Source organism: Sphaerotilus natans, assembly GCF_900156335.1.
GTDB lineage: Bacteria > Pseudomonadota > Gammaproteobacteria > Burkholderiales > Burkholderiaceae_C > Sphaerotilus > Sphaerotilus natans.
In genome coordinates this window covers 215,235-235,974 of record NZ_FTMZ01000001.1, presented here as the reverse complement: position 1 = coordinate 235,974, position 20,740 = coordinate 215,235, and the positions used below count along the sequence as shown (strand labels likewise).

Sequence of the window (20,740 nt, the reverse complement as noted above, 5' to 3'; positions counted from 1 at the left end):
CATGATCGGACCATGCACGCCTTCACCACGCCCGACCCGACGATGGAGCAGATGCTGCTGCACCTGCGCCAGGCCAGCGACATCGCACGCGCCGCGATGGAGCAGGGCCATCACCCCTTCGGCGCCTTGCTGGTGGGGCCGGACCACGAGACGGTGCTGCTGATCCAGGGCAATGTCGACAGCGTCAACCATGCCGAGGCGGTGCTCGCGCGCCAGGCCGCGGCCAAGTTCGACGCCGAGCTGCTGTGGAACTGCACGCTCTACACCACCGTCGAGCCCTGCTGCATGTGCTCGGGCACCCAGTACTGGGCAGGCATCGGGCGGCTGGTCTACGGCATGAGCGAGACGCGGCTGCGCGCCACCACCGGCCGCCATCCCGAGAATCCGACGCTGGATGTGCCCTGCCGCGAGGTCTTCTCGCGCGGCCAGAAGCCGATCCGCGTCTGGGGGCCGATTCCCGCGATCGAGGACGAGCTCGCCGCAGTGCACGCGCGCTTCTGGCTCGGCCGCTGAGCAGCGCTCCGCCGCCCGCGATCGGTGCATCGCGGGCGCAAGCGGCTGGCATGGCTCGTGCGATTCTTCGTGACGAATCTCTCATTTTTCGCCATCAGGAGCGCCCCATGCCGGACAGCCCGCTGCCGGTGATCGATCTGGCCCCCAGCTTCGGTCACGACCCCCAGGCCCTGCACGCCATCGCCGCCCGCATCGATGCGGCCTGCCGGCGCGACGGCTTCTTCCATGTCACCGGCCACGGCGTGCCGCTGGCGCTCAGCCATCATCTTTTCATGCTGTCGCGCCGGCTGTTCGCGCTCCCCGAGGAGGTCAAGCGGCGCTGGCATGTCGATCTGTCGGGCGGCCTGTGCCGCGGCTTCGATCCGGTGGGCTGGCAGGCGCTGGAATCCGGCCGGCCCGCGGACCTGAAGGAGAGCTTCTACCTCGGCGTCGACCGCGGCCCCTGGGACGCGCTGGTGCGCGCCGGCACCCCCAACCATGGCCCGAACCAGTGGCCCGACGAGGCGCTGGTGCCCGGCTTCCAGGCCACCGTCGAGGCCTACCAGGCGACGATGACCCGCCTCGGTCGCCACCTGATGGGCCTGATCGCGCTGGCGCTGAAGCTGCCGCGCGAGCATTTCGAGCCCTTCCAGCGCAATCCGATGCCGGTGCTGCGGCTGCTGCACTATCCGCCGCAGTCGGCCAGCCGGCTCGACGGCCAGATCGGCTCGGGCGCCCACACCGACTGGGGCGGCCTGACGCTGCTGGCCCAGGACGAGTCCGGCGGCCTGCAGGTCCAGCGCGAGGGCGAGTGGATCGACGTGCCGCCGATGCCCGGCACGCTGGTGGTCAACCTCGGCGACCTGATGCAGCGCTGGACCAACGACCGCTACCGCTCCTCGCTGCACCGGGTCGTCAACCGCCACAGCGGGCGCGAGCGCTTCTCGATCGCCTGGTTCCACGACATCGACTACCACGCCCAGGTGGCCACCCTGCCCGGCTGCCATGACGCCAGCGATCCGCCACGCTATCCGGCCATCACCGCCGGCGAGCATATCGTCGAGATGTACCGCCGCACCACGCTGCCCGAGGCGGCCTGACGCGGTTCGACGCAGGACCACTGCGCCAGGCCGGCCCGCTACACTCCCGCCCTTTCGCCCTTGCCATTCGTCCTTTCCTCGACACGCCCATGAGCTGGCCCGGCCGCCTGAACCTGCACTACACCCGCGATGGCGAGCGCACGATCGCGCTGGACCGCCACCATGGCCCGCTGCGCGTGCTGCAGCGCCTGTACCCGGAAGGCCCCGGCATCTGCCATCACGTGCTGGTGCATCCGCCCGGCGGCATCGTCGGCGGCGACACGCTCGAGATCGAGGCGCAACTGGAAGAAGGCACGCATGCGCTGATCACCACGCCCGGCGCGACCCGCTACTACCGCAGCGCCGGTGCGCCCGGCATGCAGCAGGTGCAGGCGCGGCTGGCCGACCATGCCCGGCTGGAATGGCTGCCGCTGGAGACCATCGCCTACCGCGACTGCCATGCGATCAACCGGATGCACTTCGATCTGGCCCCGAAGGCCGAAATGATCGGCTGGGATCTGCTGGCGCTCGGTCTGCCTGCCGCCGGGGAAGCCTGGAGCCGGGGCCGCTACCAGCAGCACCTGGAACTGCCCGGCGTCTGGCTGGAGCAGGCCCGCATCGACGCCAGCGACACGCTGCTGCTCGACGGTCCGCTTGGCTGGGCGGGCCGGCGGGTGCTGGGCACGATGTGGTTCGGCAGCGGCGAGGCGATCGGCCGAGAGCGCACGGCACGGCTGCTCGAGGTGGCCCGAGATCGGCTGTCGGCCTCGCCGCTGGCGGACAGCGCCGGGGTCAGCGCTGTCCATGACAGGGTGATCGTGCTGCGTGCACTGGCCGAGCGGGTCGAGCCGCTGATGCAGCTGCTGGTGGCCGTGCGGGCAGCCTGGCGCCAGGACGGCTGGTCGCTGGCCGAGTCCGCGCCCCGGATCTGGCGGACATGACGTGAACAGCCGCACACCTTTTGGTCAGGGTTTCCACTGATCAGATCGTGACTCCCTGAATAGAATGGGGCCGTACCGTCCCAGGCGTGACATCCGATCGATGCCGGGACGGCGCCTCGATTCGGCCGCGACATTCGGCCGCAACGCCAGGGAAGCCCGACATGTTCACTCTCACTCTCTCCGCATCGCCACACCTGTCGCATCGGTCGCTGAGACGGATCGCGGCAGGATCGGCGCTGAGTCTGCTGGGCTGCACCGCCGCCTGGGCGATGCCTGCGCATCAGGCGCCGCCCGCACCGCCGACGGTCTCTGCCTCGGCCAGTACCGGGGCGCTGTCGGACGGCGAGTCCCATCCGGCCGCGCTGGCCGCCGCGGGCCTGCTCTCGATCGCGCTACTGCAGCGCCGGCTGATGCGCCGCCAGCGCCATCACCACGACTGAGGCCGGAGTCGGGCGGTTTTCTGCCGACACCCGCACAGGGGGTCGATAGACTGGCGCGCATGGACACGGCCTCCTCCCTCCCGGCGATGCTCCCGCCCCCTGTCCGGTCGCAGCCGCGCACCGGGCTGCTGCTGACGGGCGGTGGAGCGCGGGCTGCCTATCAGGTCGGCGTGCTGAGAGCGATTGCCGACATCGCCCGCGAGGTCGGCGCGCCGACGCACAGCCCCTACCAGATCATCGCCGGCACCTCGGCCGGCGCGATCAACGCCACCGCCCTGGCCTGCCAGGCCGACCGCCATGATGCGGCGGTGCGCGAGATCGCCGATGTCTGGGCGCAGTTCCGCTCCGAGCAGGTCTACCGCACCGACTCGCTGGGCGTGCTGCGCACCGGTGCCCCTTGGCTGACGATGATGTCCTTCGGCTGGCTGCTGCACCGCTGGCGGCGACTGCGCCCACGCTCGCTGCTGAACAACAGTCCGCTGGAATCGCTGCTGCTGCGCATGGTGCGCTTCGACCGACTGCAGCGGCTGATGAACGACGGCCATCTGGATGCGCTGGCGGTGACGGCCTCCAGCTACACCAGCGGCGAGCATGTCACCTTCTACGAGAGCCGCGAGAACATCGCGCCCTGGAACCGCTCGCAGCGCCTCGCGGTGCCGGCCCGGCTCGGGGTGCGCCACCTGCTGGCCTCGGCAGCGATTCCCTTCGTCTTTCCAGCGGTCGAGCTGCCTTGCGGCGAGCGCACCGGCTGGTTCGGCGACGGCTCGATGCGCCAGGCCGCACCGATCTCGCCCGCGGTGCATCTGGGCGCGGAGCGCATCCTGATCATCGGCGCCGGCCGCATGCACGAGCCGCCGGGCGTTCATCTGGAAATCAGCGGCTACCCGACGATCGCGCAGATCGCCGGCCATGCGATGTCGAACATCTTTCTCGACGCGCTGGCGGTCGATGTCGAGCGGCTGCAGCGCATCAACTCGACGCTGGCCCTGCTGCCACCGCAGGCCCGGGCGCAGACCACGCTGCGGCCGATCGAAGCGCTGGTGATCGCGCCCAGCCAGCGTCTGGACGAGATCGCAGGCCGCCATCTCGACAGCCTGCCGCTGACGGTGCGCAGCCTGTTGCGCGGCGTCGGTGTCAGTGGCCGGGGCAGCTCGGCACGCGGCGCGGCGCTGGCCAGCTACCTGCTGTTCGAGTCCGGCTACACCCGAGAGCTGATCGCACTGGGCGAGGCGGACGCGATGGCGCGGCGTGCCGATGTCCTGCGCTTCTTCGGCTGGCAGCCGGACGACACACAGGGCCCTACGCCGCCCCAGGCCCGGCTCGCCAACGGCGATGCGGCCCGCCCCGCGCTGACGGCCTGCGCCGACAGCGGCACATCGGGGCAACCGCTCACGGTCAGGGCTTCTTCACCGGCGTGAGCGCCGTCGCCGCGGGGCCCGCCGCAGCCACCGGCGTGGTGGCAGGCGCGGCGGGCAGAGCGAAGGCGCCCCCATTGACCGTCAGCCCCCCGCTGGAGAAGCGAGTCGCGGTGGCCTGCTTGATGCCCTTGACACGCTCCATCACATCGGCCCAGTCCCGGAACGGGCCCTTCTTGCGCTCCTCGAGAATGCGGCCGGACATCGCAGGGCCGATGCCCTTGATCGACTCCAGCTCGGCCTGAGAAGCCTTGTTGATGTCGGTGGCCAGACAGGTCACCGAGGCCAGGGCCAGCGCCAGGCCAGCCAGCAGATTGCGGATCGTCATCATCGTGATGCTCCCGGACCCCGTGCGGGGGTGGTTCGCGGACAGGGATGATCCGCTCGCAGCGGGGCGGATCGGCGGCGCCGGCGGCACGGATGCCGGCGTGGATCCACGATAGGAGCGCGGTCAGACTCGGTGCATCCCCATCAGGAGGGCCCTCTTCCGGGGGCCCTCCGATGGGGGAGAGCTCAATGATCCTCGAGGCGGCGCGGAGGGAAGGTCTCCCAGCCCTGGCAGCCGGGGCACTGCCAGAAATACTGCTGCGCCTCGAAGCCGCAGGCCGCGCAGCGGTAGCGCTGCAGCGGCCGCAGCGCCTGCGCGACGCTGCCCTGCACCGCCTGATGCTCGTCGCCAGACAGGGACGCACCACCGGGCTCGCGCAGCAGCCTCAGCACCGGGCCCAGGCCGGGCTGAACCTTCATGTGTTCGAGCAGCAGCCGGCGGCGCGAGGCCGCATCGGCATCGAGCCCGAGCAGCGCGGCCAGCAGGTCGGAGGTCGGCACCTGGCGATGCAGTTCGGACAGCGCGGCACGGGCCTCGTCCACCCGGCCACAGGCCTGCGCACTGGCCGCGAAGTCCGCCGCGATGACCGACAGGGCCCCCGGCGACAGCGTGACCAGCGGCAGCCAGGCCTGCAGCGCCTGCGCATGCGCACCAGCACGCGCCGCACGCTGGCCGGCCAGCACCAGGGGACGCGCCGACTGCGGCGCGGCCTGGCGCGCCTTGTCCAGTGCGACCAGCGCATCGTCGCCCTGGCCACGGGCATCGGCCTCGAGCGCCAGCTCGCACCAGTAATGGGCAAGGCGGGGCGCAAATGATCCAGCCGCCACCGCCTCGAGCTGGCGTGCCACCTCGATCGCGGCCTTCCAGTCGCGCGAACGCTCATGCAGCGTCAGCAGTGCCATGCGGGCATCGGTCGCGAAGGCGGATCCCTCCAGTGCCCGGTAGGCCGCCTCGGCCCGGTCGAACAGACCGGCCTTCAGGAAATCCTGCGCCAGCGCGTACTGGGCGCGGTCACGCTCGGAGGTCGGCAGGTCGGCACGTGCCAGCAGATGCTGATGCACCCGCACCGCCCGCTCGTACTCGCCCCGGCGCCGGAACAGGTTGCCGAGCGCAAAGTGCAGGTCCGAGCTGCCCGGGTCATGCTGGACGGCCTCGATGAACGCATCGATGGCCTTGTCCTGCTGCTCGTTGAGCAGCAGGTTCAGGCCCTTGAAATAGGCGCGCGGAGACGACTCGATGTCGCGCTTCCACTGGCGCATGTCCAGGCGCGAGGCCAGCCAGCCCAGCCCGAAGGCCAGCGGCAGGGCCAGCAGCAGCCACTGCAGGTCAAAGTCCATCGCGGGGGGGAGCGCCCAGGGGAACGTCAGGCAGGACAGGGGTGACGCCGGACACCGCCGGCACGGCCGCGGTGGTGATCACCGGGGTCTGCGGCTCGGTCGAGGCACGGGCGCGGCGGCGCTGGCGCCACCAGTTCGGCATCATCGCCAGGACGCCAAAAAGCGCACCGGCAGCAAAGACCACGAGCACCATCAGCACCATCGGTGCACGGAACTCGAAGCCGAAGAACCAGCGGATCCGGGCCTCGTGCTGATTGTTCAGCGCGAAGGCGAACAGCACGAAGAAGATGGCGGCTCGAAATAGCCAGGAGAAGAATCGCATCGCACCGGGATTCTAGTGCGTGTCGTGCGGCATGCGCCGCGCGGGGTGCGCGGCCGTCCGGGCGGACGGTCAGGCCTTGTCGCCGGAGGCGGAGGCAGGCGGTGCGACGACTGCAGCAGCAGGCGTGGGCATGGCAGAAGCGGCGGTGCGGTCGACGGCTTCGCGCAGGGCCTTGCCCGGCTTGAAGTGCGGCACCAGCTTCTCGGGAATGACGACCGGCTCGCCGGAACGGGGATTGCGCCCCATGCGCGGCGGCCGGCGATTGACGGCAAAGCTGCCGAAGCCACGGATCTCGATGCGGTGGCCCCGCCCCAGGGCCTCGGTCATCGTGTCGAGCATCGTCTTGACGGCGAACTCGGCATCACGATGGGTCAGCTGGCCGAAGCGTGCGGCCAGCAGATTGACGAGGTCGGAGCGGGTCATGCAGACGGCAGGTCCGTGGCGTCCGGCATCAGGATCAGTTGCCCTGATCCAGCTTGGCCTTCAGCAGGGCGCCCAGGCTGGTGGTGCCAGCGTTCTCGCGGCTGGAGTCAGCCGACAGGCGCTGCATGGCTTCCTGGTTCTCGGCGTTGTCCTTGGCCTTGATCGACAGCTGGATCGAGCGCGTCTTGCGATCGATGTTGATGATCAGGGCGGTGACTTCGTCGCCTTCCTTCAGCACGTTGCGGGCATCTTCCACGCGCTCGCGGGCGATTTCCGAAGCACGCAGGTAACCGGTGACTTCCTCGTTCAGCTGGATCTCGGCACCACGCGGGTCGACCGACTTGACCTTGCCGGTCACCGTCATGCCGCGGTCATTGACCGAGGTGTAGTTGGTGAACGGATCGGCGTCGAGCTGCTTGATGCCCAGCGAGATGCGCTCGCGCTCGACATCGATGCCCAGGACCACGGCCTCGACGTCCTGACCCTTCTTGTAGTTGCGGACCGCGGCTTCGCCCGGCTCGTTCCACGACAGATCGGACAGGTGCACCAGGCCGTCGATGCCAGCAGCCAGACCCACGAACACGCCGAAGTCGGTGATCGACTTGACCGGGCCCTTGACCTTGTCGCCGCGCTTGAAGTTCTGCGCGAACTCGTCCCACGGGTTGGCGCGGCACTGCTTCATGCCCAGCGAGATACGACGCTTGTCTTCGTCGATCTCCAGGACCATGACTTCGACTTCGTCGCCCAGCGAGACGATCTTGGACGGAGCGACGTTCTTGTTGGTCCAGTCCATTTCCGAGACGTGCACCAGGCCTTCGATGCCCGGCTCGATCTCGACGAACGCGCCGTAGTCGGCGATGTTGGTGACCTTGCCGAACAGGCGGGTGCCCGACGGGTAGCGGCGCGAGACGCCGAACCACGGATCGTCGCCCATCTGCTTCAGGCCCAGCGAGACGCGGTTCTTCTCGGCGTCGAACTTCAGGACCTTGGCGGTCAGTTCCTGACCGACCGTCACCACTTCGCTCGGGTGACGGACACGGCGCCAGGCCATGTCGGTGATGTGCAGCAGGCCGTCGATGCCGCCCAGGTCAACGAACGCACCGTATTCGGTGATGTTCTTGACCACGCCGTTGACGATGGCGCCTTCGCGCAGCGTTTCCAGCAGCTTGGCGCGCTCTTCGCCCATCGAGGCCTCGACCACCGCGCGACGCGACAGCACAACGTTGTTGCGCTTGCGGTCGAGCTTGATGACCTTGAACTCCATGGTCTTGCCCTCGAACGGGCTCATGTCCTTGACCGGACGGGTGTCCAGCAGGGAACCCGGCAGGAAGGCGCGGATGCCGTTGACCAGCACGGTCAGGCCGCCCTTGACCTTGCCGTTGACGGTGCCGGTGACGAAGTCGCCCGACTCCAGGGCATTTTCCAGCGACAGCCACGAGGCCAGACGCTTGGCCTTGTCGCGCGACAGGATGGTGTCGCCGTAGCCGTTCTCGATGGCGTCGATCGCGACCGACACGAAGTCGCCGACCTGGACTTCCACTTCGCCCTGGTCGTTCTTGAACTCTTCCAGCGGAACGTAGGCTTCGGACTTCAGACCGGCGTTGACGACGACGAAGCTGTGCTCGACGCGGACGACTTCAGCGGAGATCACTTCGCCGGCGCGCATGTTGGCGCGCTGGAGCGACTCCTCGAACATCGCGGCAAAGGATTCCATGCCGAGATCGGCCATAGATGCTTGGGACATTGGGGACTTTCTGCACCGGCGACGGGCCGGCGGCGGGTGCCACTTCCGTGGCGGGGTTGAGTTGATGATCCGGGGCGCCGTCGGTGCATTGCGCACTCGGCCGGAACTCCGGGCCAGAAGGCAGGAAAGGTGGCGGTCGATCCGGCTCGCTCAGGGCGCGTCGAAGGGCTGCCGTGCGTTCCACCAGGCCACCACCTGCTGCACCGAAGCCTCGATGCCGAGCTGGGAGTTGTCGAGCCGGAGCGCGTCTTCGGCCGGTCTCAAGGGGGCGGTCTCGCGGGTGCGGTCCCGCTCGTCGCGCGCCTCCAGATCAGCACGAAGATCGTCGAGGCTAGCAGAAATTCCCTTGGCGATCAATTGGTTGAGCCGGCGCTCGGCGCGCGCGGCCGCCGTCGCGGTCAGGAAGATCTTCAGGCCGGCGTCGGGGAAGATGACGGTGCCCATGTCGCGGCCGTCTGCCACCAGACCGGGCAGCTGGCGGAAGCCGCACTGCAGGTCGTAGAGCGCGGCGCGCACCGCCGGCCAGGCCGAGATGCGCGAGGCCATCATGCCCACCGCCTCGTCGCGCAGCTGGTCGCTGACGTCCTCGCCGGCGAGCAGCACCCGCACGCCCTCGAAGCGCAGCTGCATCGCACGCGCGGTCGCGGCCAGGCCCGGCTCGTCGTCGGCCGAAACGCCGGCGCGGCGCGCCGCCAGTGCGGTCACCCGGTACAGCGAGCCCGAATCCAGCGTGTGCCAGCCCAGGCCGGCGGCCACGCTGGCCGACAGCGTGCCCTTGCCGGAGGCGGTCGGGCCGTCGATGGTGATCACCGGAATGTCGGCCGCGCGCGCCTCGACCACCGAGAACAGCGCCTCGAAGTAGTCGGGGAAGGTCTTGGCAACGCACTTCGGATCGAGGATGCGCACCGGCACCGCCGTCTCGCCGTCGCCGGCCGGATTCAGCCGGTTGAAGGCGGCCAGCGACAGGCACATCGCCATGCGGTGGTCGTCGTAGGTGTGGATCGACGCGGGCTGGAAGCGCGCCAGCGGCTCGACGCGGATGAAGTCCTCGCCCTCCTCGACCGTGGCGCCGAGCTTGCGCAGCTCGCAGGCCATCGCGGCGATGCGGTCGGTTTCCTTGACGCGCCAGCTGGCGATGTTGCGCAGCGTGCTGGGACCGTCGGCGTAGAGCGCCATCACCGCCAGCGTCATCGCCGCGTCGGGAATGTGGTTGCAGTCGAGATCGATCGCCTTCAGCGGCCAGGCGCCGCGGCGGATCTCCAGCGCGTTGGGCTCGGCCGTCACCTGCGCGCCCATCGCCTCGGCGGCCTCCTTGAAGCGGATGTCGCCCTGGATGGAGGCTGCGCCCACGCCCTCGATGCGCACCGGCGCGTCCACGCCGGCGATCGCGCCCAGCGCGATGAAGTACGACGCCGACGAGGCATCGCCCTCGACATGGACCTCGCCCGGCGTGACGTAGCGGCTGCCGGCCGGAATGACGAAGCGCTCCCAGCCCTGGCGCTCGACCGCGATGCCGAAGCGCGCCAGCAGGTTCAGCGTGATCTCGATGTAGGGCTTGGAGATCAGCTCGCCGACCACCTCGATGGTGACGGCGCGGTCGGTGGCGGCCAGCGGCAGCGCCAGCAGCAGCGCGGTCAGGAACTGGCTCGACACGTCGCCGCGCACCTTGACCGGCGCGGCCAGGTCCAGCGTACCGCCGGCCACCCGCAGCGGCGGATAGCCCTCGGTGCCCAGGCACGCGACCGTGCAGCCCAGGGCGCGCAGCGCATCGACCAGATCGCCGATCGGGCGCTCGTGCATGCGCTTGACGCCGCCCAGCGTGTAGGCCGCGCCGTCCTGCTGCGTGGCTAGCACCGCCAGCGCGGCGGTCAGCGGGCGCATCGCGGTGCCGGCGTTGCCCAGGAAGAGCTCGGCCGAGGCCACCGCGGGTCGACCGGCGAAGCCGGTGATGCGGGTGTGGCGACCGTCCTGGACGATGGCGCAGCCCAGCGTGCGCAGCGCCGCCAGCATCACGCGGGTGTCGTCGGAGTCGAGCAGGTCGACCAGCGTCGTCGTGCCCTCGCTCAGGCCGGCCAGCAGCAGCAGCCGATTCGAGATGCTCTTGGAGCCGGGCAGCTGCACGGTGCCGGCGGCGTGGCCCAGCGGCGGAAGGTCGAGATGCGGGATCGAGTACATGCGCGGAGGGAGAGTCTTCGGCGGAATCTGCGGCGAGAAATCAGCGGGCGGTGGCCGGGCGGGCATTCATCTGCCAGCCCGAGCGACCGTCGGAGGCGGTGCGGATCAGGTCCTCGAGCGCCTCCTGGTTGCCGGAGCGCATCACCACCTCGAAGGCGTCGAGCGCGTGGCGCAGGCGCTGCGACTGCTTGAGCACTTCCTCGCGGTTGGCCAGCAGGATGTCGCGCCAGACCGTCGGATCACCCGCGGCGATGCGGGTGAAGTCGCGGAATCCCGGCCCGGCCAGCGACAGGAACTCGCGCCCGGCCGGCTGCGAGATCACCGCATTGAAATAGGCGAAGGCCAGCAGGTGCGGCAGATGGCTGACGGCGGCGAAGGCCGCGTCGTGGTTCTCCGGCGTCATGCGCAGCACCTGGCAGCCGATGGCGGCCCAGACGTCGGTGGCCTTCTGCACCATGACCGGATCGGTCTGCGCCAGCGGCGTGAGGATGACCTGCTTGCCCTGGTAGAGCTGCGCGTCCGCATGCTCGACACCGGCGACTTCCTTGCCGGCGATCGGATGCGCCGGCACGAAGCTGCCGATGCGCTCGCGCAGCACGCGCCGCGCCACGTCGACCACATCGCGCTTGGTGCTGCCGACATCCATGAACAGCGTGCCGGGCTCGACCATGTGGCGGATCGCCTTGAAGGTCGCGTCGCTGGCGGCCACCGGCACCGAGATCAGCACGATGTCCGAGCCCGAGACCGCCAGCAGCGCCGATTCGGCCGCGATGTCGATGACGCCGAGCCGACGCGCGCGCTCCACCGTCGAGGGCGACTTGCTGTAGCCGACCACCCGCTGCACCAGACCGGCGCGCTTGAGGGCCAGCGCGAAGCTGCCGCCCATCAGGCCGCAGCCGATCACCCCGAGTTGATTGAACATGATGGAAGAACCTGGCGGAGATCAGTGGGGCTCAGTGAGCGTCGATCGGATAGGCCCCGAGCACCTTGAAGAAGGCGCAGGCCTCGCGCAGCTCGTGCATCGCGGTCTGCACCGCCGGCTGCTCGGGATGGCCCTGCAGGTCGATGAAGAAGTAGTACTCCCACTGCCCCGAGCGTGCCGGGCGCGACTCCAGCCGGGTCATCGACACGCCGTGGCGCTTGAGCGGCGCCAGGATGTCGTACATCGCGCCGGGGCGGTTGACCACCGACACCACCAGGCTGGTGCAGTCGTGGCCCGAGGCCTTGGGCGCCGGGTGGCGGTGCGGATCGGTGACGATGGCGAAGCGGGTGCGGTTGTGCGGATCGTTCTGGATCGCCGGGGCGACCACATGCACGCCGTACTCGCTGGCCGCGCGCGCACTGGCGATGCCGGCCAGGCGGCTGTCCTGCGCGGCCAGGCGTGCGCCCTCGGCGTTGCTCGAGACCGGCCGGCGCTCGGCGTGCGGCAGGTGCAGCGACAGCCAGTCGTGGCACTGCGCCAGCGCCTGCGGATGCGCGCAGACCGCCTCGATGCCGTCGAGCGCGTTCTCGCGGCGCAGCAGGTTGTGGCGGACGAACAGGCTGGTCTCGCCGATGATGAACAGCGGCGTGGTCAGGAAGATGTCGAGCGAGCGAGCGACCATGCCCTCGGTCGAGTTCTCGACCGGCACCACGCCGAAGTCGGCCACGCCGGCCGAGGTGTTGCGAAAGACCTCGTCGATGCTCGCGCACGGCACGCGCACGATGGACGAACCGAAGAAGCCCAGCGCCGCCTCCTCGCTGAAGGTGCCGGCCGGGCCGAGATAGGCCACGCGGGTGGGCGTCTCCAGCGCGCGGCAGGCGCTCATGATCTCGCGCCAGATGGGTGCGACGCTCTCGTTCTTCAGCGGGCCCGGGTTGAACTGCTTCAGGCCGTCGATGACCTGCGCCTCACGCTCCGGGCGGAAGACGACCGAGCCCTCCTTCTTCTTGATCTCGCCGACCTCCTGCGCCAGGCGGGCTCGGCGGTTGAGCATCGCGATCAGCTCGCGGTCGAGCGCGTCGATGCGGTCGCGCAGCTCCGGCAGGGTCGGCGCGGGCGACGCGGCGTCGTGGTCGGGCGTGGTCATGGCGGAGTTTCCCGGTCTTGTTGTCGAGAGAGGTCGGATCAGCCGTGGGTGGCGGCGAACTCGCGCAGGTAGTCCACCAGCGCCTGCACACCGGCCAGCGGCATGGCGTTGTAGATCGACGCGCGCATGCCGCCCACGCTCTTGTGGCCCTTGAGCTGCAGCAGGCCGCGCTGCTGCGCGCCCTTCAGGAAGTCGGCGTTGAGCGATTCGTCGCGCAGCTGGAACGGCACGTTCATGCGCGAGCGGCAGGCCGCATCGATGCGATTGACGTAGAAGCCCGCGCCCTCGCCGTCCAGGTAGCCGTAGAGCAGCCCGGCCTTCTCGACCGCGCGGCGCTCCATCTCGGCCACGCCGCCCTGGCGCTTGACCCACTGGAACACCAGCCCGGCGATGTAGATGCCGTAGGTCGGCGGCGTGTTGTACATCGAGGCGTTGTCGGCGACGAGCTTGTAGTCGAAGGCCGAGGGGCAGATCGCCAGCGCGTGGCCGAGCAGGTCCTCGCGCACGATGACGATGGTGACGCCCGCCGGGCCGATGTTCTTCTGCGCGCCGGCGAAGGCCAGGCCCACCCGGGACCAGTCGATGCCGCGCGACAGGATGTGCGAGGAGCAGTCGATCACCAGCTCGGCCGCGCTGCCCAGGGCCTTCAGATCCGGCAGCGTCTGGAACTCGACGCCGTGGATCGTCTCGTTGCTGCAGATGTGGACGTAGCGCGCGTCCGCGCGCAGCGCCCAGCCGGCGGCATCCGGAATCGACAGGTGGCCGCCCGCGGCATTGCTGGCCGCGACCTTTGCGTCGCAGTAGCGCTGCGCCTCCTTGGCCGACTTCTGCGACCAGGCGCCGGTGATGACGAAGTCGGCCGCGCCGCCCCTCGACATGTTCAGCGGCACGATCGCGTTCTCGGCCAGGCCACCGCCCTGCATGAACAGGATGCGGAAGTTCGCCGGCACCGCCAGCAGCTCGCGCAGATCGGCCTCGGCGGCCTCGGCGATCGAGATGAACTCGCGCCCGCGGTGGCTCATCTCCATCACGCTCATGCCGGAGCCGTGCCAGTCGAGCATCTCGGCCGCGGCCTGCTGCAGGACCTCCTCGGGCAGAGCGGCCGGGCCGGCGGAGAAGTTGTAGGGGCGCGCGGTCATCGTCATCGTCAGATCAAGAGGTCTTCAGGAGCGTCACTTCTTCGCCGGCGCCGAGGCCGGCGGCTGCACGCCCAGGCGGGCGCTGATGCTGCGGTCGAGCGCCTGCAGCTTGGGTTCGACCGCGGCGCGGGTGTCGGCCACCAGCTTCTCGGACAGGCCCTTCTGGATGTCGGGCGTCATCTGCTGGTAGCGGCGCACCACCGGCGACTCCAGCCAGGCGACCAGCTGCTTGAGCTCGTCTTCGGTGAAGCGCTCGTCGAGCAGCGCGCCCATCACGCCCGGCGCGGCCTTCTGCGCGCGCTCGCGCACGATCGGCGTGGCCTCCTCGACATACTTGCGCACGTCGGCCTGGATCTCCTTGGCCAGCGCCTCGCGCTTTTCCGGCGCGACACGGGTCTGCAGGATCATGCCGGCCTGCTGCATCAGCGCCATCGCCGGCTGCTCGACCAGCCCGCGGGCGATGCCGTCGATGCCGCCCTGCTGCAGCGAGACGACCTTGGCGATCAGCTCCTTCTTGGCCGGGCTCGGCTCGGCGGCCTGCGCCGGCAGCGCCGCCAGCAGCACCAGCGTCGCGGCAGGAATCAGCGCCAGACGACGCAGAGTGGACAGGCAAGTCATCAGGCAGTCTCCCCGGCGCTGGCGCCGGTGTCGGTGGGGGAATCGGTGGCGGCCTCGGCAGCGGAATCGGCAGATTCAGCAGATTCGTTGGCGTCGTTCTCGACGATGCGCTGCAGGCCCGAGAGCTGCGAGCCCTCGTCGAGCGCGATCAGCGTGACGCCCTGCGTGGCACGGCCCATCTCGCGGATCTCGGACACGCGGGTGCGCACCAGCACGCCGCGGTCGGTGATCAGCATGATCTCGTCCTCGGCGCGCACCAGCGTGGCGGCGACCACCCGGCCGTTGCGCTCGGACTGCTGGATGGCGATCATGCCCTTGGTGCCGCGGCCGTGGCGGGTGTGCTCGGCGATCGCGGTGCGCTTGCCGTAGCCGTTCTCGGTGGCGGTCAGCACGCTCTGCGACTCGTCCTCGGCCACCAGCATCGCGATGACGTTCTGGCCGTCTTCGAGCGACATGCCGCGCACGCCGCGGGCGTTGCGGCCCATCGGGCGCACGTCGCCCTCGTGGAAGCGCACCGCCTTGCCGCCGTCGGAGAACAGCATCACGTCATGCTCGCCGTCGGTCAGCGCCGCGCCGATCAGGTGGTCGCCCTCGTCCAGATCGACCGCGATGATGCCGGCCTTGCGCGGATTGCTGAACTCGTCGAGCGCGGTCTTCTTGACCGTGCCCAGCGCGGTCGACATGAAGATGTAGTGGTCGGCGGGGAAGCTGCGGAACTCGCCCGTCAGCGGCAGCACCACGGTGATCTTCTCGCCCGGCTGCAGCGGGAACATGTTGACGATCGGCTTGCCGCGGCTGGCGCGCCCGCCCTGCGGCACCTCCCAGACCTTCAGCCAGTAGACGCGCCCGCGGTCGCTGAAGCACAGCATCCAGTCGTGCGTGTTGGCGATGAAGAGCTGGTCGACCCAGTCGTCTTCCTTGGTCTGCGTGGCCTGCTTGCCGCGGCCGCCGCGCTTCTGCGCGCGGTACTCGGCCAGCGGCTGGCTCTTGATGTAGCCGCCGTGGCTGAGGGTGACGACCATGTCGGTCGGGGTGATCAGGTCCTCGGTGCCGAGCTCCTGCACGTTGTGCTCGATGGTCGAGCGGCGCGCGCCCAGCTTGGTCTGGCCGAACTCGGCGCGCAGCGCGCCCAGCTCGTCGACGATGATCGCGGTCACCCGCTCGGGCCGCGCCAGGATGTCGAGCAGGTCGGCGATGGTCGCCATGATGTCGCGGTACTCGCCGACGATCTTGTCCTGCTCCAGCCCGGTCAGGCGCTGCAGGCGCATCTGCAGGATCTCGCCGGCCTGGTCGTCCGAGAGGCGGTAGAGCCCGTCGGCCTGCAGGCCGTACTGCGCCGGCAGCCCCTCGGGGCGGAAGGCCTCGCGGCCGCCCAGCGCGGCGCTGCCCGCGCGCTCGAGCATCTCGCGCACCAGCGCCGAGTCCCAGCCCTGCTCCATCAGCGCGGCGCGCGCCAGCGGCGGCGTGGGCGAGGTCTTGATGATGCGGATGAACTCGTCGATGTTGGCCAGCGCCACCGCCAGGCCTTCGAGCACATGGCCGCGCTCGCGCGCCTTGCGCAGCTCGTAGACGGTGCGGCGCGTCACCACCTCGCGGCGGTGCTCCAGGAAGATCTCCAGCAGCAGCTTCAGATTGCACAGGCGCGGCTGACCGTCGATCAGCGCGACCATGTTCATGCCGAAGCTGTCCTGCAGCTGCGTCTGCTTGTAGAGGTTGTTGAGCACCACCTCGGGGACTTCACCGCGCTTCAGCTCGATCACCACCCGCATGCCGGACTTGTCCGACTCGTCCTGGATGTGGCTGATGCCCTCGATCTTCTTCTCGTGGACGAGCTCGGCGATGCGCTCGAGCAGCGTCTTCTTGTTCACCTGGTACGGGATCTCATCGACGATGATCGCCTGGCGCGCGCCGCGGTCGATGTCCTCGAAATGGACCCGCGCGCGCATGACCACGCGCCCGCGCCCGGTGCGGTAGCCCTCGCGCACGCCGGCCACGCCGTAGATGATGCCGGCGGTGGGGAAGTCCGGTGCCGGGATGATCTCCATCAGCTCGTCGATGGTGGCGTCGGGCTGGCGCAGCAGGTGCAGGCAGGCGTCGACCACCTCGTTGAGGTTGTGCGGCGGGATGTTGGTGGCCATGCCCACCGCGATGCCGGCCGAGCCATTGACCAGCAGGTTGGGCAGCCGGGTCGGCAGCACCAGCGGCTCGCGCTCGCTGCCGTCGTAGTTCGGGCCGAAGTCGACGGTTTCCTTGCCGATGTCGGCCAGCATCTCGTGCGCGACCTTGCCCAGGCGGATCTCGGTGTAGCGCATCGCCGCGGCGTTGTCGCCGTCGATCGAGCCGAAGTTGCCCTGGCCATCGACCAGCATGTGGCGCAGGGAGAAGTCCTGGGCCATGCGCACGATGGTGTCGTAGACCGCGGTGTCGCCGTGCGGGTGGTATTTGCCGATGACGTCGCCGACGATGCGCGCGCTCTTCTTGTAAGGGCGGTTCCAGTCGTTGTTGAGCTCGTGCATCGCGTAGAGCACACGCCGATGCACCGGCTTCAGCCCGTCGCGCGCATCCGGCAGCGCCCGCCCGACGATCACGCTCATCGCGTAGTCGAGGTAGGAGCGGCGCATTTCCTCTTCGAGGCTGACGGGCAGGGTTTCTTTGGCGAATTGAGTCATGCGGTCGGGCCGTTGCACAGCGGGGACGCCCACAAAGACGCTGCAGCGCCGGGGCATCGAACCCGCCATTCTACGATCCGCGCAATGTCGTCATCGCGCAACAGCCCTGTCCTGGGGCGTCTTCCTGTGGCACAGGGCGACAAACCGCATATGGCACAATGAATTTGTCGGTCCCTGGTGCCGCGCTCTCATCGGCAAGCATGGGCCGCCGTCTTTTCTGCATTCTGCAGCCCGATCTGCGGCTTTTCTCGAGAGGAGAACCATGAACAAACTCAACAAGGTTGCACTGCTGTTCGCGTCGGCCGCTCTCGCCGCCTGTGCGACCGGTGGCTCGACCTCTGGCGCCGTCGACAACTGGCGCGCTGCCGATGGCACCGTGCTGAAGAACGGCACGAACGAACTGTGCTGGCGTGATGCCAACTGGACGCCGCAGACCGGCGTGCAGGGCTGCGACGGCGTTCCGGCTCCGAAGCCCGCTCCGGCTCCGGCCCCCGCTCCGGCCCCGGCTCCGGCCGTCGTCCCGGCAGCTCCGGCTCCGAAGCCCGCTCCGGTCCCCGTCCCGGCCGCTCCGGTCAGCGAGAAGGTCACCTTCGCCGCCGACGCGTTCTTCGACTTCGACAAGGCTGTCCTGAAGAAGGACGCCGGCGCCAAGCTCGACGACCTGGTCAGCAAGGTCAAGGGCGTGAACCTGGAAGTCATCATCGCCGTCGGTCACACCGACAGCCGTGGCTCTGACGCCTACAACCAGAAGCTGTCGCTGCGCCGCGCCGAAGCCGTCAAGAAGTATCTGGTCGGCAAGGGCATCGAAGCCAACCGCGTCTACACCGAAGGCAAGGGCGAGAAGCAGCCCGTCGCCGACAACAAGACCGACGAAGGCCGCGCGAAGAACCGCCGCGTGGAAATCGAGGTCGTCGGTACCCGCGCCAAGTAAGCAGCTCGCTGCTCGCTCCGAGAACCCCGCCCCGGCGGGGTTTTTTCTTGCCTGTCCGATTTCGCTACCATCGCCGGATGATGCAGAACGCCGACCCCAAGGAACTCGCCAAGTTCAGCGAGCTGGCCCACAAGTGGTGGGACCCGGAGAGCGAGTTTCGCCCGCTCCATCAGATCAACCCGCTGCGGCTCGAGTGGATCGAGCAGTGCGCAGGCTCGCTCGAAGGCCGTCAGGTCGTCGATGTCGGCTGCGGTGGCGGCATCCTCAGCGAGGCGATGGCCCGACGCGGCGCGCAGGTGCTGGGCGTCGATCTGGCTGAACGCTCGCTGAAGGTCGCCCAGCTGCACGCGATGGAGGCCGGCCTGCAGAACGTGCAGTACCGCGAGATCGCCGCCGAGGCCCTGGCCGCCGAGATGCCGAGGCGCTTCGATGTCGTGACCTGCATGGAGATGATCGAGCATGTGCCCGATCCCGGCGCGATCGTCGAGGCCTGCGCGAAGCTGGTGCGCCCGGGCGGCTGGGTCTTCCTGTCGACGCTGAACCGCAACCCGAAGTCCTTCCTGTTCGCGATCGTCGGCGCCGAGTACGTGCTGAACCTGCTGCCACGCGGCACCCACGAGTACGCCAAGTTCATCCGGCCCAGCGAGCTGGCCTCCTGGTGCCGCCACTGCGGCCTGGACCTGCAGCACACCCGCGGCCTGGAATACAACCCGCTGACCCGCCGCTACTGGCTCAGCGGCGACACCAGCGTCAACTACATGATCGCCTGCCGCAAGGAAGCACAGTGAGTCGCGGTCGTCCTGTCCATGCGGTCTTGTTCGATCTTGACGGCACCCTGGTCGACAGTGCACTGGATCTCGGCGGCGCGGGCAATGATCTGCGCGCGCGCCGCGGTCTGCCGCCGCTGCCGCTGGAGGTCTTCCGGCCGCTGACTGGCACCGGTGCCCGCGGCATGCTGCGGGTGGCGCTGGGCACCGCGCAGGAGGATGCGGACTTCGAGGCGCTGAAGGACGAGTATCTGGCGATCTACGCCACCCGTCTGACCCGGCTGACACGGGTGTTCGACGCGATGGCGCCAGTGCTCGATGCGCTGGACGCCGCCGCCCTGCCCTGGGGCATCGTCACCAACAAGCACAGCCGCTTCGCCGAGCCGGTCGTCGCCGGCACCGGTCTGGCCACGCGCAGCCGGGTGCTGGTCTGCGGCGACACCACCGCACGCGCCAAGCCCTTCCCCGATCCGCTGCTGGAGGCCGCGCGCCGTCTGTCGGTCGATCCGGCGCACTGCCTTTATGTCGGCGACGATCTGCGCGACATCCAGGCCGGCCAGGCCGCAGGCATGGGCACGGTGGCCGCTGCCTGGGGCTATCTGGGCGACGGCGAGCCGATCGAGGCCTGGGGCGCGGACCATCTCGCCCGCACGCCGGCCAGGCTGATCGAGGCGCTTCAGCTCGGCCACTGAGTAGATGATGCTAAGATGACGGGTTCAGGGGCCGACCTGGTTTCGACGTGGGTGCGGAATCGGAGCAGGGCATGCCGAGCACCAGTTCGCTCGTAAAACCACTGGAAACAAAGTAACTGCGAACGACGAACGTTTCGCCCTCGCCGCTTAACACCGGTGAGCCTCTCAACGGTTGGCCGATGGGCCGGGCCTGAGATCGCAAGGTCAAGGGCTGAGAGGTCATTCACATTGGCTGGATCTGAGCCGGGTCACACGGTTCAGGTCGAGATCTCGTGACTGGCGTGTCCAAGAGGGTGTTCCTGCCCGCTTGGCGCGCGAGACTCAAATCAGAGAACTACGCATGTAGAACTGCCTGAGGATGGCTTGCGGACGGGGGTTCAATTCCCCCCGGCTCCACCAGCTGCAACGACAAGGGCCCGGACAACCTCCGGGCCCTTTGTTCTTTTGCGCTCGCAGAAGCCCGAACTCAGTTCGCCGCGACGTGTTCCAGCGACGAGTGATGCACGACGATGCGCAGGCGGCCGGCGTCGTCCTTGACGAACTTCCAGGTCTTGTCGACGGTGGTGACCTTGCCGTCCTTGCCGGTGATGTGGACCTTGCCCATGGTGGTGGCGCTGTCGCCGGCGATGAAGACCGCGGCATTGACCGGCTCGCAGCGGGTCCAGCCCTTCAGCGCGAAGCCGCTGTCCTTCGGGAAAGCGGTGTCGCCGCCGACAAAGTAGGCCAGCGCGCCGGCACGGGTGGTGCGGAAGGTCTGCGGATTGACCGTCAGCGTCGGCTTGAACAGCACCGCGCCCATCTGGTAGCCGTAGGCGGCGTCGATCACCTTCTCGGCCAGCGCCTTGGCGGCCGGCTGGCCGTCGCGGGCATGGGTGCTGCTGATGTCGACCAGCGCCTGGCACCAGGCCTTCTGGGCCGAGAGCACCTCGGCTTCGGTGATGGCCTGGTTGACCACGACAGCCTGGGCGCTCGCCGCCAGCGGAATGCTGCCCATCGTCAGGACGGCCAGGGAGGCGGTCAGGGCGGAAATGATCTTCATGGTCGGTTCTCCGTGTCTCGCGCTCATCGCGACAGTGGCAATGCAGCCATTGCATCGGAACGCCCTGAACCTGCCGTGATCGCGGCATGAGCAGCCCCTGACCGAAAGATGAACGCCAGA

General features: G+C 69.1%; 20 protein-coding genes and 1 other RNA gene. 9 read left to right on the top strand and 12 right to left on the bottom strand.

The window, feature by feature from the left end; all coding sequences use genetic code 11:
• Positions 1 to 12: 12 nt before the first annotated feature.
• The 5 genes from BW996_RS01130 (at position 13) to BW996_RS01115 (ending at position 4,370) form a co-directional block, all read left to right on the top strand.
• Positions 13 to 513 carry a nucleoside deaminase gene (locus BW996_RS01130; RefSeq protein ID WP_037479108.1) on the top strand — a complete coding sequence of 167 codons (501 nt, stop codon included), beginning with the start codon at positions 13 to 15 and terminating at the stop codon, positions 511 to 513.
• 107 nt (positions 514 to 620) lie between these two features.
• On the top strand, positions 621 to 1,592 hold the full coding sequence (locus BW996_RS01125) for an isopenicillin N synthase family dioxygenase (protein ID WP_037479112.1): 972 nt from the start codon (positions 621 to 623) through the stop codon (positions 1,590 to 1,592).
• An 89-nt stretch (positions 1,593 to 1,681) separates the two neighbouring features.
• Positions 1,682 to 2,512, top strand: coding sequence for an urease accessory protein UreD (locus BW996_RS01120; RefSeq protein ID WP_037479115.1), 831 nt, complete (start codon positions 1,682 to 1,684; stop codon positions 2,510 to 2,512).
• Between the two features lie 161 nt (positions 2,513 to 2,673).
• A complete protein-coding gene (locus BW996_RS21155) occupies positions 2,674 to 2,952 on the top strand; it encodes a hypothetical protein (RefSeq protein WP_139330682.1) in 279 nt (92 codons plus the stop codon).
• 86 nt (positions 2,953 to 3,038) lie between these two features.
• Positions 3,039 to 4,370 (top strand): patatin-like phospholipase family protein, encoded by a 1,332-nt coding sequence (locus BW996_RS01115; protein ID WP_081837991.1) that lies wholly within the window; start codon positions 3,039 to 3,041, stop codon positions 4,368 to 4,370.
• Here the strand turns inward: BW996_RS01115 and BW996_RS01110 are convergent.
• The 11 genes from BW996_RS01110 to gyrA all read right to left on the bottom strand — a co-directional run bounded on the left by BW996_RS01110 (position 4,348) and on the right by gyrA (position 17,191).
• On the bottom strand, positions 4,348 to 4,695 hold the full coding sequence (locus BW996_RS01110; protein ID WP_037479362.1) for a ComEA family DNA-binding protein: 348 nt from the start codon (positions 4,693 to 4,695) through the stop codon (positions 4,348 to 4,350). The genes BW996_RS01115 and BW996_RS01110 overlap by 23 nt on opposite strands.
• A gap of 185 nt (positions 4,696 to 4,880) precedes the next feature.
• Positions 4,881 to 6,032, bottom strand: coding sequence for a lipopolysaccharide assembly protein LapB (gene lapB, locus BW996_RS01105; RefSeq protein WP_037479118.1), 1,152 nt, complete (start codon positions 6,030 to 6,032; stop codon positions 4,881 to 4,883).
• Positions 6,022 to 6,354, bottom strand: coding sequence for a LapA family protein (locus BW996_RS01100; RefSeq protein WP_037479121.1), 333 nt, complete (start codon positions 6,352 to 6,354; stop codon positions 6,022 to 6,024). The genes lapB and BW996_RS01100 overlap by 11 nt, the downstream gene beginning before the upstream one ends.
• 69 nt (positions 6,355 to 6,423) lie before the next feature.
• Positions 6,424 to 6,777 (bottom strand): integration host factor subunit beta, encoded by a 354-nt coding sequence (locus tag BW996_RS01095; RefSeq protein ID WP_051631651.1) that lies wholly within the window; start codon positions 6,775 to 6,777, stop codon positions 6,424 to 6,426.
• A 34-nt stretch (positions 6,778 to 6,811) separates the two neighbouring features.
• Positions 6,812 to 8,491 (bottom strand): 30S ribosomal protein S1, encoded by a 1,680-nt coding sequence (gene rpsA, locus BW996_RS01090; RefSeq protein ID WP_037479366.1) that lies wholly within the window; start codon positions 8,489 to 8,491, stop codon positions 6,812 to 6,814.
• A 180-nt stretch (positions 8,492 to 8,671) separates the two neighbouring features.
• Positions 8,672 to 10,696 carry a bifunctional 3-phosphoshikimate 1-carboxyvinyltransferase/cytidylate kinase gene (locus BW996_RS01085; protein WP_037479124.1) on the bottom strand — a complete coding sequence of 675 codons (2,025 nt, stop codon included), beginning with the start codon at positions 10,694 to 10,696 and terminating at the stop codon, positions 8,672 to 8,674.
• Positions 10,697 to 10,736: 40 nt separating this feature from the next.
• On the bottom strand, positions 10,737 to 11,618 hold the full coding sequence (locus BW996_RS01080; protein WP_037479127.1) for a prephenate dehydrogenase: 882 nt from the start codon (positions 11,616 to 11,618) through the stop codon (positions 10,737 to 10,739).
• Positions 11,619 to 11,649: 31 nt separating this feature from the next.
• Positions 11,650 to 12,765, bottom strand: coding sequence for a prephenate dehydratase (pheA, locus tag BW996_RS01075; RefSeq protein ID WP_051631652.1), 1,116 nt, complete (start codon positions 12,763 to 12,765; stop codon positions 11,650 to 11,652).
• A gap of 38 nt (positions 12,766 to 12,803) precedes the next feature.
• Positions 12,804 to 13,910, bottom strand: a complete 1,107-nt coding sequence (gene serC, locus BW996_RS01070) for a 3-phosphoserine/phosphohydroxythreonine transaminase (protein ID WP_037479129.1) — start codon at positions 13,908 to 13,910, stop codon at positions 12,804 to 12,806.
• A 27-nt stretch (positions 13,911 to 13,937) separates the two neighbouring features.
• Complete coding sequence (locus BW996_RS01065) at positions 13,938 to 14,522, bottom strand: DUF2059 domain-containing protein (protein ID WP_139330680.1); 585 nt, start codon at positions 14,520 to 14,522, stop codon at positions 13,938 to 13,940.
• Positions 14,522 to 17,191: a DNA gyrase subunit A gene (gyrA, locus tag BW996_RS01060; protein WP_037479132.1), complete on the bottom strand. Its 2,670-nt coding sequence runs from the start codon at positions 17,189 to 17,191 to the stop codon at positions 14,522 to 14,524. Before gyrA ends, BW996_RS01065 begins: the two co-directional genes overlap by 1 nt.
• A 262-nt stretch (positions 17,192 to 17,453) precedes the next feature.
• On the opposite strand from gyrA, the gene ompA reads away from it, so the two are divergent.
• The 4 genes from ompA (at position 17,454) to ssrA (ending at position 19,980) form a co-directional block, all read left to right on the top strand.
• On the top strand, positions 17,454 to 18,122 hold the full coding sequence (ompA, locus tag BW996_RS01055) for an outer membrane protein OmpA (protein ID WP_037479135.1): 669 nt from the start codon (positions 17,454 to 17,456) through the stop codon (positions 18,120 to 18,122).
• A gap of 80 nt (positions 18,123 to 18,202) precedes the next feature.
• On the top strand, positions 18,203 to 18,910 hold the full coding sequence (gene ubiG / locus BW996_RS01050; protein WP_081837992.1) for a bifunctional 2-polyprenyl-6-hydroxyphenol methylase/3-demethylubiquinol 3-O-methyltransferase UbiG: 708 nt from the start codon (positions 18,203 to 18,205) through the stop codon (positions 18,908 to 18,910).
• Between the two features lie 26 nt (positions 18,911 to 18,936).
• The gene (locus BW996_RS01045) at positions 18,937 to 19,581 is read left to right on the top strand and encodes an HAD family hydrolase (RefSeq protein ID WP_241461848.1); all 645 of its coding nucleotides are present in this window, start codon (positions 18,937 to 18,939) and stop codon (positions 19,579 to 19,581) included.
• 27 nt (positions 19,582 to 19,608) lie between these two features.
• Positions 19,609 to 19,980, top strand: a transfer-messenger RNA (tmRNA) gene (ssrA, locus tag BW996_RS01040).
• A 67-nt stretch (positions 19,981 to 20,047) separates the two neighbouring features.
• Here the strand turns inward: ssrA and BW996_RS01035 are convergent.
• Positions 20,048 to 20,620 (bottom strand): metal-independent carbonic anhydrase family protein, encoded by a 573-nt coding sequence (locus BW996_RS01035; protein WP_037479144.1) that lies wholly within the window; start codon positions 20,618 to 20,620, stop codon positions 20,048 to 20,050.
• Positions 20,621 to 20,740 lie beyond the last annotated feature (120 nt).

Coding starts and splice junctions, on each gene's coding strand:
- BW996_RS01130 (WP_037479108.1), top strand. CDS start 13: ATGCACGCCTTCACCACGCCCGACCCGACGATGGAGCAGATGCTGCTG.
- BW996_RS01115 (WP_081837991.1), top strand. CDS start 3,039: ATGCTCCCGCCCCCTGTCCGGTCGCAGCCGCGCACCGGGCTGCTGCTG.
- ubiG (WP_081837992.1), top strand. CDS start 18,203: ATGCAGAACGCCGACCCCAAGGAACTCGCCAAGTTCAGCGAGCTGGCC.
- BW996_RS01085 (WP_037479124.1), bottom strand. CDS start 10,696: ATGTACTCGATCCCGCATCTCGACCTTCCGCCGCTGGGCCACGCCGCC.
- rpsA (WP_037479366.1), bottom strand. CDS start 8,491: ATGGAATCCTTTGCCGCGATGTTCGAGGAGTCGCTCCAGCGCGCCAAC.
- pheA (WP_051631652.1), bottom strand. CDS start 12,765: ATGACCACGCCCGACCACGACGCCGCGTCGCCCGCGCCGACCCTGCCG.
- lapB (WP_037479118.1), bottom strand. CDS start 6,032: ATGGACTTTGACCTGCAGTGGCTGCTGCTGGCCCTGCCGCTGGCCTTC.
- BW996_RS01035 (WP_037479144.1), bottom strand. CDS start 20,620: ATGAAGATCATTTCCGCCCTGACCGCCTCCCTGGCCGTCCTGACGATG.
- BW996_RS01125 (WP_037479112.1), top strand. CDS start 621: ATGCCGGACAGCCCGCTGCCGGTGATCGATCTGGCCCCCAGCTTCGGT.
- BW996_RS01100 (WP_037479121.1), bottom strand. CDS start 6,354: ATGCGATTCTTCTCCTGGCTATTTCGAGCCGCCATCTTCTTCGTGCTG.
- BW996_RS01120 (WP_037479115.1), top strand. CDS start 1,682: ATGAGCTGGCCCGGCCGCCTGAACCTGCACTACACCCGCGATGGCGAG.
- gyrA (WP_037479132.1), bottom strand. CDS start 17,191: ATGACTCAATTCGCCAAAGAAACCCTGCCCGTCAGCCTCGAAGAGGAA.
- serC (WP_037479129.1), bottom strand. CDS start 13,910: ATGACGATGACCGCGCGCCCCTACAACTTCTCCGCCGGCCCGGCCGCT.
- ompA (WP_037479135.1), top strand. CDS start 17,454: ATGAACAAACTCAACAAGGTTGCACTGCTGTTCGCGTCGGCCGCTCTC.
- BW996_RS21155 (WP_139330682.1), top strand. CDS start 2,674: ATGTTCACTCTCACTCTCTCCGCATCGCCACACCTGTCGCATCGGTCG.
- BW996_RS01095 (WP_051631651.1), bottom strand. CDS start 6,777: ATGACCCGCTCCGACCTCGTCAATCTGCTGGCCGCACGCTTCGGCCAG.
- BW996_RS01080 (WP_037479127.1), bottom strand. CDS start 11,618: ATGTTCAATCAACTCGGGGTGATCGGCTGCGGCCTGATGGGCGGCAGC.
- BW996_RS01110 (WP_037479362.1), bottom strand. CDS start 4,695: ATGACGATCCGCAATCTGCTGGCTGGCCTGGCGCTGGCCCTGGCCTCG.
- BW996_RS01065 (WP_139330680.1), bottom strand. CDS start 14,522: ATGACTTGCCTGTCCACTCTGCGTCGTCTGGCGCTGATTCCTGCCGCG.